This window comes from Streptococcus sp. NSSLK0004 (assembly GCF_059039125.1).
In genome coordinates this window covers 70,944-83,039 of sequence record NZ_CM180142.1, presented here as the reverse complement: position 1 = coordinate 83,039, position 12,096 = coordinate 70,944, and the positions used below count along the sequence as shown (strand labels likewise).

11 protein-coding genes, 1 tRNA gene and 1 other RNA gene are annotated in these 12,096 nt (G+C 43.3%); 3 read left to right on the top strand and 10 right to left on the bottom strand.

What is annotated here, in order from left to right:
• Positions 1–50: 50 nt before the first annotated feature.
• Entirely contained in the window at positions 51–521 is a 471-nt protein-coding gene (locus tag AC4CS8_RS00520) for a DUF3013 family protein (protein WP_493893098.1), read from the bottom strand.
• A gap of 1 nt (position 522) precedes the next feature.
• Positions 523–858 (bottom strand): MazG nucleotide pyrophosphohydrolase domain-containing protein, encoded by a 336-nt coding sequence (locus AC4CS8_RS00515; RefSeq protein ID WP_493893097.1) that lies wholly within the window; start codon positions 856–858, stop codon positions 523–525.
• Between the two features lie 69 nt (positions 859–927).
• On the opposite strand from AC4CS8_RS00515, the gene AC4CS8_RS00510 reads away from it, so the two are divergent.
• The 3 genes from AC4CS8_RS00510 to AC4CS8_RS00500 all read left to right on the top strand — a co-directional run bounded on the left by AC4CS8_RS00510 (position 928) and on the right by AC4CS8_RS00500 (position 2,589).
• A complete protein-coding gene (locus AC4CS8_RS00510; RefSeq protein WP_493893096.1) occupies positions 928–2,214 on the top strand; it encodes a replication-associated recombination protein A in 1,287 nt (428 codons plus the stop codon).
• 101 nt (positions 2,215–2,315) lie between these two features.
• Positions 2,316–2,509, top strand: a non-coding RNA gene (gene ssrS / locus AC4CS8_RS00505) — 6S RNA.
• Positions 2,510–2,516: 7 nt separating this feature from the next.
• A tRNA-Lys gene (locus tag AC4CS8_RS00500) sits at positions 2,517–2,589 on the top strand.
• Between the two features lie 95 nt (positions 2,590–2,684).
• On the opposite strand, the gene glf is transcribed toward AC4CS8_RS00500, so the two are convergent.
• The 8 genes from glf to AC4CS8_RS00460 all read right to left on the bottom strand — a co-directional run bounded on the left by glf (position 2,685) and on the right by AC4CS8_RS00460 (position 11,863).
• Positions 2,685–3,788 carry a UDP-galactopyranose mutase gene (glf, locus tag AC4CS8_RS00495; protein WP_493893095.1) on the bottom strand — a complete coding sequence of 368 codons (1,104 nt, stop codon included), beginning with the start codon at positions 3,786–3,788 and terminating at the stop codon, positions 2,685–2,687.
• 69 nt (positions 3,789–3,857) lie between these two features.
• Positions 3,858–4,430 (bottom strand): anaerobic ribonucleoside-triphosphate reductase activating protein, encoded by a 573-nt coding sequence (gene nrdG, locus AC4CS8_RS00490; RefSeq protein WP_493893094.1) that lies wholly within the window; start codon positions 4,428–4,430, stop codon positions 3,858–3,860.
• Between the two features lie 15 nt (positions 4,431–4,445).
• Entirely contained in the window at positions 4,446–4,937 is a 492-nt protein-coding gene (locus tag AC4CS8_RS00485) for a GNAT family N-acetyltransferase (protein ID WP_493893093.1), read from the bottom strand.
• 1 nt (position 4,938) lies between these two features.
• Positions 4,939–6,285 carry a bifunctional metallophosphatase/5'-nucleotidase gene (locus AC4CS8_RS00480; RefSeq protein WP_493893092.1) on the bottom strand — a complete coding sequence of 449 codons (1,347 nt, stop codon included), beginning with the start codon at positions 6,283–6,285 and terminating at the stop codon, positions 4,939–4,941.
• 1 nt (position 6,286) lies between these two features.
• Positions 6,287–6,421 (bottom strand): hypothetical protein, encoded by a 135-nt coding sequence (locus AC4CS8_RS00475; RefSeq protein ID WP_002939130.1) that lies wholly within the window; start codon positions 6,419–6,421, stop codon positions 6,287–6,289.
• Between the two features lie 102 nt (positions 6,422–6,523).
• The gene (gene nrdD / locus AC4CS8_RS00470) at positions 6,524–8,695 is read right to left on the bottom strand and encodes an anaerobic ribonucleoside-triphosphate reductase (RefSeq protein WP_493893091.1); all 2,172 of its coding nucleotides are present in this window, start codon (positions 8,693–8,695) and stop codon (positions 6,524–6,526) included.
• 153 nt (positions 8,696–8,848) lie between these two features.
• Entirely contained in the window at positions 8,849–10,420 is a 1,572-nt protein-coding gene (locus tag AC4CS8_RS00465; protein WP_493893090.1) for a quinol oxidase, read from the bottom strand.
• Between the two features lie 210 nt (positions 10,421–10,630).
• Positions 10,631–11,863, bottom strand: a complete 1,233-nt coding sequence (locus AC4CS8_RS00460; RefSeq protein ID WP_493893089.1) for a bifunctional folylpolyglutamate synthase/dihydrofolate synthase — start codon at positions 11,861–11,863, stop codon at positions 10,631–10,633.
• Between the last annotated feature and the right edge of the window lie 233 nt (positions 11,864–12,096).

The window sequence follows — 12,096 nt, the reverse complement described above, 5'->3', positions numbered from 1 at the left end:
GCGTGTGCCTTTTTAGCCAGTTCTCTAGCCCATTCTACACCCTTCACATCCTAATACCTCGGATAGGGATAACACTCCCCCTCTACCAATTTTGCTCTGCCTTTTTCAAAGGCCTCTCTATCCCAAGCAATCGCAAATTCTTGGGCTTCTGGGTCCACCAAAAAGTCCATGAGGTCATCTAGGCCTTGGTCGGCGGTGTCCTTGAGAAAACCTGCGAAGTAGGTCAGAAACTCTGCTGAAAAGCCCTTCTTGGCGTCAAATGGCAGAGCGACCAGGTAGTCTTCCTCGTCAAAGCGAGACTTGTCCTGGTTGTAGAAAAGGACATACTCCTCTAGGAAAATATCCTCCGCAGAGGCATTGCCTTCGTCATCCACCGTTTCAATTCCAGCCGCATTTTGTGCTTCCAGGATGAAAGCCAACTCAACTGCATGGTTTTTCTTGTCCCAATTAAGCTCGTAATCATAAGTAAAATGTTTATCCAGTGCCGCTTCCAGCACATCTAAAAAGCCATGTTTCGCCATTCTATTTCCTCTTTTCTATAAATTCCAATAAATTTATTTCTCGACCGTATTTGACGGAAGCCCGCTTGTCTTTCTCCAAAATGGACTTGGTTAAATCTAGTTGATTCACCGCTGCTAAGGCTACAGCATAGTGAATAACGTCAGCTAATTCTTCTGCCAGAAGAGTAGAGCTGTCAGCTTCGCTATCCATCATCTTACGGCCTGCACGTTGATTCAGTAGCTCTGCCACTTCACCAATTTCCTCCACTAATTTCATAAAGAGACTTTGCTCTGGAACTGTCGTCCCATAGTGGTCACGCAAGTATTCTTCCAAAACGCTCACCGTCAAATCCGCCATCTTCGTTTCTCTCCAAATCCTAAAATTGTAGTATAATGATTATACCATAAATGCACTGAAAGGAAGCCTATGCCAGCCAATCTCGCCCTTCGTATGCGGCCCAAATCCATTGATGATGTCATCGGCCAGGAACACTTGGTCGGTCCTGGAAAGATTATCCGTCGCATGATTGATGCCAATATGCTGTCGTCCATGATTCTCTACGGTCCGCCGGGGATTGGCAAGACCTCGATTGCGTCCGCCATTGCTGGCACGACCAAGTATGCCTTTCGGACCTTTAATGCCACGACGGACAACCAAAAACGCCTGCAGGAAATCGCTGAAGAGGCCAAGTTTTCTGGTGGTCTGGTCCTCATGCTCGATGAAATCCACCGCCTCAACAAGACCAAACAAGACTTCCTCTTGCCTCTCTTGGAAAATGGCAATATCATCATGATTGGTGCGACGACGGAAAATCCATTTTTCTCGATTCTCCCTGCCATCCGCAGTCGGGTACAGATTTTTGAATTGCAGCCTTTGGAAACTAACCATATCCGTCAGGCCTTGGAACAGGCTCTAACAGATACTGAACGAGGTTTTGATTTCCCTGTCACCATTGAGCCAGAGGCATTAGATTTCCTAGCAAATGCGACCAACGGTGACCTACGTGCCGCCTATAATTCTCTGGAATTAGCTGTGCTTTCTACCAAGAAAAGTGACGACGGTAGTCGCCACATTGATCTGGACGCTGTGGAAAATAGCCTACAAAAGTCCTACATCAGCATGGACAAGAACGGAAATGCCCACTACGATATTCTCTCAGCCCTGCAAAAATCCATTCGAGGAAGCGATGTCAATGCCAGCCTCCACTACGCTGCTCGTTTGATCGAGGCGGAAGACCTGCCTAGTCTGGCTCGTCGCTTAACAATCATTGCCTATGAAGATATCGGCTTGGCCAATCCAGAGGCACAGATTCATACGGTGACTGCCCTTGAAGCTGCCCAGAAAATCGGCTTCCCAGAAGCACGGATTTTAATTGCCAATGTGGTCGTTGATTTGGCTCTTTCTCCCAAGTCCAATTCTGCCTATCAGGCAATGGACGCAGCGCTGGCTGATTTGCGGAAAAACGGCCATCTACCTATCCCACATCACTTGCGAGACGGTCATTATGCCGACAGTAAGAAGCTGGGGAATGCCATAGGCTACCTCTATCCACACGCCTATCCTGAAAAATGGGTGGACCAGCAATACCTGCCCGATAAGTTACTACATGCGGATTACTTTACCGCCAACGACACTGGCAAATACGAGCGTGCCTTGGGTATGACCCAAGAAAAGATAAAAAATTTGAAAAAAAATAGAAGTCAAAATCCTTGATCTATCAAGGATTCCGGCATCCATTTGTTGACAACGCTTACATTTTTGCAGTTTTCCTCTTGATTTTTCAAAAAAAAGTGGTATTATTAAATCATAAATAAGAACTGCTGTGGTATACGAATTCATACCTATGTGTTGACCGACTATTTTTGTATTACTAGGGAGACAAAGATCTTTTGGCAGTATGCAGGCTGGTTCACCCAGAAGCAACTAAGTCAAAAACACGTCACCCACCTGCTTTTAGCGTGCGGGATCAATACAATCTTTGAATAACCGGTACCAATACAGCATTTTTATTTTGCCCTTCCTTAGCTCAGCTGGCAGAGCAGCGGACTCTTAATCCGTGGGTCGTAGGTTCGATCCCTACAGGGAGGATTTTCATATATCTCCTTAAGCCTTGTTCTGCAGGGCTTTTTGTGTGTTTGGAAGATAATTTGGTCAAAAAAAATCACCCCAATCGGAGTGATGTCTTACGAATCGAGTTCCTCTGCCACGACTTGCAAGGCCCGTTCGATGACCACGTGCATATCGTAATACTTGTAATCTGCGAGGCGACCACAGAAGATGACGCGGTCGCGACAAGCTTGAGCCTCTTCAGCATAGCGAGCAAAAAGGGCGTTATTCTTCTCGTCATTGATTGGATAATAAGGCTCATCCCCCCGTTTCCAATCTGCTGGATATTCTCTGGTGATGACTGTCTTTTCTTGCTGACCGAACTCAAAGTGTTTATGCTCGATGATGCGTGTGTAAGGAATTTCTCTTTCCGTATAGTTAACCACGGCATTTCCTTGGTAATTATCGCTATCCAGCACTTCATGTTCAAAATGTAGTCCGCGGTAATCCAGTTCTCCATACTTGTAATCGAAATACTGGTCAATCATACCTGTAAAGACGGTTTTTTTGCTACTTGCTTCCAAAGCTCTGCGATGTTCAAAAAAATCAACCCCGAGCTCTACTTCAATCCCTTCCAGCATTTTTTCGATGATGACATTATAACCACCAACCGGAATTCCTTGGTAGCGGTCGTTGAAGTAGTTATTATCATAAGTAAAGCGAACTGGTAGGCGTTTGATGATAAAAGGAGGTAAGTCTGTTGCAGCCCGTCCCCATTGTTTCTCGGTATAACCTTTGATAAGAGTCTGATAGATATCCTGACCAATCAACTTTATGGCCTGCTCTTCCAAATTTTGTGGCTCGGTATCTTGCAAATGTTGGGTCTGAGAAGCAATCTTGTCACGCACTTCTTGAGGCGTCTTGGTTCCCCACATGGTATAAAAGGTGTTCATGTTGAAAGGTAAGTTAAACAACTGCCCCTTGTAGTTAGCCAGCGGCGAGTTGATATAGTTGTTAAACTCTGCAAACTGATTGACATAGTCCCACACTTCCTTATTGGAAGTATGAAAAATATGGGCTCCGTACTTATGAACATTGATCCCTTCTTGTTTCTCGCAATAAATATTTCCACCAATATGGTCGCGTTTATCAATGACTTTCACTTTCTTTCCGCGCTTGGTCGCCTCATAGGCAAAAATCGCTCCAGATAAGCCCGCACCAACAATGATATAATCGTACATGATTCTACTCTTTCTGAACATTATTTCTATCCATTATACCACAAAAGAACTGGGGCTCCAGTTCTTTTGTTACTTCTCTAACTTTTCCCAGATAACCACCTGTCCTTGTTTGAGGGATTGCTGGACATCAATGATGCGTTGGTTGGACGACCCTCTAAATTGCAACATGAGGTTGCGTTTGTTTTTGTCATAGCGGCCGTCTACGAGTATGTCCAACTGGCTGAGCAGCTCCAGCTTGTCTGGCGTTTCCTGCATCAATTCTTCCCATGTGTAGCCTGTCCAAGACCAAATATCCTTTTCTGGCAATTCTTTCCGAATTCGCTTTACGAGTGGGAGGACCGTACCAGTGTTTAGAAAAGGCTCGCCGCCCAAGAGGGTCAAGCCTTGCACATAGGGCTGAGCCAAGTCTGCTAAGATGCGATCTTCTAGCTCCTTGGTATAGGGAATCCCTGCCTTGAAGGACCAGGTGGCAACATTGTAGCAACCCGGACAATGAAAGAGACAGCCGCTAACATAGAGGGAACAACGCACCCCTTCGCCGTCCACAAAATTAAAGGCCTTGTAGTCCATGATTCGACCTTGGCTGAGTTCTTCGCTCTTCCACTCGCCTGGTTTGGGATTGTTCCAGGTCTGTTCCGTCATAGCTGCCTCCTTTTCTTAGCCAATCCAGTAACGTTCTACTCCTTCGCGGATATCTTCTAGACTACCGCCACAAGCCAGAATCGTGCGGCGACTGGCTTGATTGTCTGTCGAACAAGTCACAAGGACCTTGGCGATATTTTTACTAGCTGCCTCCTGCAAACCCAGTCGCAGTTGTTCCTTAGCGTAACCCTTCCCACGCTCGGTCGGACGAATGGAATATCCGATGTGACCGCCTTTTTGCAATAAAAAATCATTTAACCGTAATCGTAAATGTAAAAAGCCAAGTGCTTTACCATTCTGATCAAAAGAAACGTACTGAATCGCAGGAACGTAACCCTCAGGTAAATCTAGGCCCATCTCATATGAGAGATTCTGCTCTAACCATTCTTCATAGACCAAATCCCTCGGATAATGACCTCCGTCCATAGCTGATCCTGCTGCTTCAAACTCGGCCAACATATCCAAAATCGTTTCCTTATCTGCCACAGTCGGTCGTCTTAGTTCCATACTAACCTCCATATTGTCTTTTAAAAAATTCACTGATGATATCACTATCCAGTCCCAAGTCCTGTACGATTTCTGCCTTATGAAAATCATCATAGTTGTCCTTGCCGCTCCAAACAAAAGAATTGGTCACAATCTGATAGACCTTGTCTGGCTCGACTGCTCTGCTATTGACCATAAAATCCTCACCATCGGAGACAATGCCACACATCTGAGGGTGGAGACCAGTCTGTAAGCTAGCCACCAAGTCACTGCCCTTGATAGAAACTAGGAGGACGCGTTTAGAGAAGGGCAAAACCTTGACCAAATCCGAATAGTAAATCGGTCCCGCCGACAAGGAAGCCCGAATGCCGAAGCCGTTGATGACCGCACCGTCCGCCTGCAAACCCAACTGGCCAGCCCGCTCAAAAAGAGCCTGACAGATGACAGGAGCTAGACTGGACAGGCCTTGACGAATGCTATACCGCTCTCCGTCTAGTGCCTGCGGCAGGGTCGCTATTGGTTGGGAAAAAGCTGCGTCCCGTTCCGATTTCATCTGGTCGATAATGGCCTTGACCGCCCTGTCTTCTTGGGTCAGTTTTTCCACCTCAATCAAGTCGTAGGCCAGGACTTCATGTCGCCCGTCTGCAAAACACCGCAGGGACAGATGACCAACATAGCGACCGTATTGACCAGCCTGGCAAATGCTGACGCTCCCTACTTGAGTTGGTTCTTTCAAGATTGTGTGAGTATGCCCACCCAAAATCACGTTGACTTCAGGGAAATCCTTAGCCAGATTCACATCTTCATCATAGCCCAGGTGGCTAAGTAAGACCAGATGAGCCTGCGGATTCTGGTGCAAAATTTGGTCCACCAACCGTCGCAGAGCCTGTCTCGGCTCCTCAAAGACGACCTTGTCTGTCGGTGATGCAACTTCCTGTGTCTCCAAGGTGGTCAATCCCAAGACATAGAGCTTCCTTCCAGCCATATCAAGCTCCAGAACATCCTCAAGTGGCACCAATTCATCAGCCGCCTCCTCTTCACGGTAGCGGAGATTGGAAGACACAATTGGAAACTGGGCAAAGTCATCCAAGCGACTGAGCAACTCATCTCCATGATCAAATTCATGATTACCCAAGGTCATGGCCTGGCAACCAATTTGATTCATTAGCTCGATTTCCTTGACCCCTCGGTACATATTGAAAAAGATATTCCCTGAAAATAGATCGCCACTATCAAAGACAAAGGTCGGAATCTCTTTTTGCTCATTCTTAGCCCGAATATCCCCAATCAGCTGCGCCTTCTTTGGGAAATTCTCCATATAGGAATGCATATCATTGGTATGGAGAATGCTGATATCTGTATAGTTCATACTATTTCTTCTTATTCTTCGCTTGTTTGAGCAATTCCTGCACACGCGCCTTCTTGTCCTGTTTCACATTAGAATTCTTCTCATGGTAGCGTGTTACCAAGGCCTTACCCTTATCGTCTAGTTGGTATTTTCCCATTGTTTTCTCCTTTTGAAAAATAGCAGAGCCATTAAGTGTTTCCCCCTATTATAACAAACTTCCGTAGTTCCTCAAAACTACGGAAGCCCTCATGTCCATTCTTTATAAACTAGACCCATTCATGTGTTTTACACGTGCCGAAATCTCCTTATGGCGTCCTTTTACCATCGGACGGGCTTGTGGATTACCTAGATAACCACAAGTTCGTTTAACCACATCTACCGACTTAGGATCGCTGTTTCCACAATTTGGACACTTAAACCCACGCTCTGTCGGTTCAAAGTCTCCTTCAAAATCACAAGCATAACAGTGATCAATCGGCGTATTGGTCCCCAAGTAACCTACACGATCATAGGCATAGTCCCAAACAGCCTCCAGTGCCTTTGGATTTTGTTGGAGAACAGGATATTCACAGTAATGGATAAATCCGCCACTTGCACCTACAGCAGGATAAATTTTCTCAAAATCCAGTTTTTCAAATAGTGTTGGATTTTTCCGTACATCATAATGGAAAGAGTTGGTGTAGTATTCTTTATCCGTAATATCCTTTACGACGCCGAATTTCTCTGTATCCATACGACAGAAACGGTCTGTCAGGCTTTCAGATGGTGTCGAATAAACTGAGAAATGATAGCCATATTCATCCGACCAATCCTCAACCAAAGTTTTCATTTTCTTGATAATGTTGACCGTAAAATCCTTCGCCTCTGGATTGGTCTCCCATTCGCCACCGTAAAATACTGTTGCGACTTCATACAAACCAATGTAACCCAAAGATACGGTTGCCCGCCGATTTTTAAAGACCTCATCTACTGTATCTGTCTTAGCCAAACGTTTTCCGAAAGCCCCATATTGATAGAGAATAGGAGCATTGGCCGGGGTTGCCTCTTTCACTCGTTCCACACGATAAACCAAGGCATCTTTTGCAATCGCCATACGTTCTGCAAAGATTTCCCAGAACTTATCCATATCTCCTGCTGACTCCATGGCAATCCGTGGTAAATTAACCGTTACGACACCTAGGTTCATACGACCAGATGTCACATCCTGTCCATTTTCATCCTTCCATCCCTGTAAGAAAGAACGACAACCCATTGGCACCTTGAAAGAACCTGTCAACTCAACGATTTTGTCATAGGACAGCATATCTGGATACATACGCTTGGTCGCACATTCAATCGCTAATTGCTTGATGTCATAGTTTGGAGAATCTGGCTCCAAGTTCAATCCACGCTTAACTGTGAAAATCAATTTAGGAAAGATAGCTGTCCGCCCTTCACGGCCAAGACCCTTGATACGAATATTCAAAATTGCCTTTTGAATTTCTCGTTCAAACCAAGAGGTTCCTAGACCAAAACCGAGCGAGGTAAACGGCGTCTGCCCATTGGAAGTAAAGAGGGTATTAATCTCATATTCCAAAGACTGCATAGCATCATAGATGTCTTTTTGCGTTTTAGCTCGTGCATAATCTTTCTGTTTAGCAGGCAAGACCCATTCCTGTGCTTCTTTTAAATGCTTTTGATAATTGAGCTCTGCATAGGGGGCTAAGACCTCATCGATACGGTCGGCTGAACAACCACCATACTGACTAGAAGCCACATTGGCAATAATCTGCGAAATTTGAGCTGTGGCTGTCTGGATAGACTTAGGACTTTCTACGTCTGCATTTCCAATCTTAAAGCCCTGAGCCAACATCCCCTTGAAATCAATCAAACAACAGTTGGTCATTGGTGTGTAAGGGCTATAATCTAAGTCATGGTAATGAATATCCCCTTTTTGGTGAGCATTGGCAACATGGGCAGGCAAGAGTTTGAGACCAATGGACTTGCCTACAATTCCCGCTGTTAGGTCACGCTGGGTATTAAAAACATCCGCATCTTTATTGGCGTTTTCATTAACCACCGTCTGGTCTTTGCTCAACAACTTATGAATTTCAAAATTTATATCAGTCGCTTGATGGCGACGAAAATCGCGCTGAGTCCGGTATTGGATATATCGCTCTGCCACATCATATAAGCGAGCCTTGAGTAGCTCCTGCTCCACAACTGTCTGAATTTCATAAATCTGGATATCTCTCTCAAATCTCCGATCAATCTCAGCCAAACTCGCCTCTAAAACTATTTGTAAAGCAGATTCCGATACAGGATGTACTACCTCTTGGTTAGCCCGCTGAAGAGCAGAAAAAATTTTATCCTGATCAAAGGATACTGTCCGTCCATCACGCTTCAAAACCAATAACTTTATGCCAGGTAAGACATGCTCCTGCACACTCATTTGACTAACCTCCAATATTCTCATTGGATATAGTGTAGCACTTTACAGAACAAAAATCAATATCTTGTGTAAAAAAGAAAAATTATATTTTTTATACACAAGATATGGTGATTTCATAAAAAGAAAAACGACTGCCTATCACAGTCATTTTTATTATTTCTTTTTATAAAGCAGCAGATTCTCTGTATCCAATTCCACTTGAGTATAATTAGCTTCTAAATTTGTTTTGACATCATCAAGCAAGGGAATCGCTTGGTTAACAACTACAAAAGCTGCATTATTTTTATTCAAATCATAGGTGATACTAGATTGATTTGTTTCCGTATTTAAATAAGGTGTCGCAGTAATGATTGTTCCAGCAGCCAAGCGACCACTTTTTAGGTAAATCTGGGCGCTGTCATCCCAAGCATAAATAGTATCTGACGTTTCCGAATTTTCCTGAATGTACTGAGAAATTTGCAAACGCTCCTGATAAATATCTCCCTGATTCCAGTAAATCCAAAGAGACTGCAATGGAATCATAATACAAGCAATAAGTGGTAGATATAAACTTGATTTAAGATAATTCAACTCTCCCACCCTGACTTGATCCGAATCATCAACACTCTCTTGTATAAGAGGGCGCAGATGAAGTACCGCCAATAGGAAACCATAAGGAAAAAGAATGGTTAGTTGACTAATCTCAAAATTTTCATTTCCAATAATGAAAATTAACTGCAATATAAAGGTCAATAAGACCGTCGCTTTAATATAGCCATGTCGTCCATCTGCAAGAGAGATTATTGTTTGTAGGAAATTTTTAAAGAAGCCCGTTACTATCAAGAAGCCAAATACAATCAATATGGTCCATAAGATTCCCGAATAACTAAAATCCAAACTGATGTTATAGAAGAACGTTTGTTGAATCGCCGCACCTAGTATCTGAGCTACAAAAGTATAATATCCCACTGAATAGATTATCAACAGGAAACCAAACAAAATTCCCAAGAACTGATAAAACCCACGCGATAATTGCCGGTTGCGGACATTATAGACCAAAAGAACAAGACTAGAAACGAGCCATAAGATTGCACCCTTTGGATAAATCATAAAGACAATCGCTGCATCTATTCCATAAAGAATAAACGCCTCATCACGCACCGCATTTTCGAAATAACGAATCAAAAACCAAATACTTGTCAAAAGAAAAGGCATTGCAAAGAGACTTGCATAAATTCCACCAAAATCTAAAGCCAAAATAAACAAATAAAACCAAATGAGTAAATTGTCCGCTGTTTTCTGCGAGTGACTGAAGTAAGCGATAATTTTATAAAGGTAAGTCCCAGCTATACTAAGAGCCACCCACTGCAACAAGACCAACCCAATAGTAGTGCCAAAGAAGGATCCCACATAGGTTAACAAATAATAAAGCACACCACTAGTTCCAAAAAATGACTCATACGGATTCTGTCCTGCTTGCATAGCAAGACCAGCATAGAGATTTTGCGATTGGATATTATTAGCCAAGCTAGATAATAAAGGATTAGCTACTGATAACAAACTAGCGAGAGCACTTAGCAACAAGACAAGCCATCGTTTTGTCGGAACCATTTTTTCCTGATACTCTCTATTGAGCGCCCGATCATTTTGTCTTCTTCTGCTCCCTCTTCGAGCGTTTCTCGAATAAGAATCACTCCGCGAATAGGTCGCTTGTTGAACTTCTTGTTGAACTTCTTGATCCGTCATGTTCTTCTCCTTAGTATAATCATTTCCATTATACCAAAAACTCCCTTGTCTGTCATTCACTGTCCAAATCTTTTGTCAAGTCTGCAAAGCGTTCCAATTCTCGAAAAGTATGATAATTTTTTTCAAAAAAAGCCTGTAGAAACATTTGTCTTTCTTCTTCTGTCATACCTATCTATTCGCAAAAAAACAGGCAAACCTGCCTGCTTAAATTTACATAGATAAAAATTTTCGAATTTCAGATATAAAGTACAACGAACCAGTGATAAATAAACAATCTTCTCTTGTAGCATTCTCTTTCCACTCACGAACAAATGCTCGATAGTCTGACCGATAGATGCCGGTCCCATCCGCATCCTCTTCTCCAATTGATTCAACATAATCAAAACTAGTCAAGATTATATTTGCATCTGGAAGCCGCACTTTTAGCGCAGCTAACATCTCTTTAAAGTTTTTTCGCTTCAAAGCTGAGAACAATATGGTTACACAACCTTTGCTTTCTTGCTGAACAAACTCCATTAGACGCTCGATTGCAGGAAGGTTGTGAGCCCCATCCAAATAAATATTTGGAAAGGCAGAAATTTGTTCCATACGCCCAGCCCAACTTGTTTTCTCCAAGCTGATTAACACCTGATGCTCATTAATTGACCAGCCATCCTTTTCTGCCAATAAGCAGAAGGCTTGCAGAGCCACGGCTGCATTTTCCTCCTGATGACTCCCTTTCAAGCCTAATTTTATCGGTCCAATTTCTCCATGATGGTCCGTAGTAAACATCATCTCTTCTAGCCGGAAATCCTTGCCACACTGATATAAGGGAGCTTGATGAATCTGACAGGATTGAGAACAAATAGCGAGAACTTCAGGCGCTAACGGTCCCACTAGCAACGGTACTCCGTCCTTAACAATCCCTGCCTTCTGTTCTGCTATTTCCTTCAGGGAGTAACCCAACAAATCTTGATGATCTAAGCCAATTGAAGTGATGATAGTCAACAGAGGATCAACCAGCACTGTCACATCTTCTCTACCACCAATGCCAGTTTCAACCAAAACATAGTCAATATTTTGATGAGAAAAGTATGCTAACATCACAAGAAATAAGGTTTCAAAATAACTAAAAGCTTCATACCTTCTAGCAACTCGCTTTTCTAAATAAGCAACTTTCCCCAGCAAACTTTGAAAATCAGTATCAATCATAGGTTGACCGTTTATAGAAATTCGGTCACGTACCGTTTCCATATGGGGAGAAGTAAAAGTTCCTACTCTAAAACCTTGTCCTTGCAAAAGGTGGGATAAAAAAGCAACCGTAGACCCCTTACCATTAGTCCCTGCCACATGAACCACTCGTATTTTTTTTTCTGGATTGCCCAGCAACTCCAAAGCAAATTGCACCTTCTCCATTTTGTAGCGATAGGTCACCCCTTGTTTCTCATTCAACCATGTCTCCATCCAATACCCTCCAATTTTCTTCTTTCTATACTAGCAGGAAGAAGGTAAAAATGCAAAAAAAGAAGAGTCCCATCGCTTGATGAGAACTCCAAAACAGAGATTGCTACACATAGGCAGAAAAATATATAAATCAACCGATTTACATTACCACCGCCACCAGCCAGTCCACCCTTCTTTTGCTGCATCCCCTAGATTAATTGCATTCAACATATCTGTCCTCCATAATTATTTTG

Bases quoted from the DNA above. Each gene is read 5' to 3' on its own strand.
- AC4CS8_RS00520 (WP_493893098.1), bottom strand. From the start codon at position 521: ATGGCGAAACATGGCTTTTTAGATGTGCTGGAAGCGGCACTGGATAAA.
- AC4CS8_RS00515 (WP_493893097.1), bottom strand. From the start codon at position 858: ATGGCGGATTTGACGGTGAGCGTTTTGGAAGAATACTTGCGTGACCAC.
- AC4CS8_RS00510 (WP_493893096.1), top strand. From the start codon at position 928: ATGCCAGCCAATCTCGCCCTTCGTATGCGGCCCAAATCCATTGATGAT.
- glf (WP_493893095.1), bottom strand. From the start codon at position 3,788: ATGTACGATTATATCATTGTTGGTGCGGGCTTATCTGGAGCGATTTTT.
- nrdG (WP_493893094.1), bottom strand. From the start codon at position 4,430: ATGACGGAACAGACCTGGAACAATCCCAAACCAGGCGAGTGGAAGAGC.
- AC4CS8_RS00485 (WP_493893093.1), bottom strand. From the start codon at position 4,937: ATGGAACTAAGACGACCGACTGTGGCAGATAAGGAAACGATTTTGGAT.
- AC4CS8_RS00480 (WP_493893092.1), bottom strand. From the start codon at position 6,285: ATGAACTATACAGATATCAGCATTCTCCATACCAATGATATGCATTCC.
- AC4CS8_RS00475 (WP_002939130.1), bottom strand. From the start codon at position 6,421: ATGGGAAAATACCAACTAGACGATAAGGGTAAGGCCTTGGTAACACGC.
- nrdD (WP_493893091.1), bottom strand. From the start codon at position 8,695: ATGAGTGTGCAGGAGCATGTCTTACCTGGCATAAAGTTATTGGTTTTG.
- AC4CS8_RS00465 (WP_493893090.1), bottom strand. From the start codon at position 10,420: ATGACGGATCAAGAAGTTCAACAAGAAGTTCAACAAGCGACCTATTCG.
- AC4CS8_RS00460 (WP_493893089.1), bottom strand. From the start codon at position 11,863: ATGGAGACATGGTTGAATGAGAAACAAGGGGTGACCTATCGCTACAAA.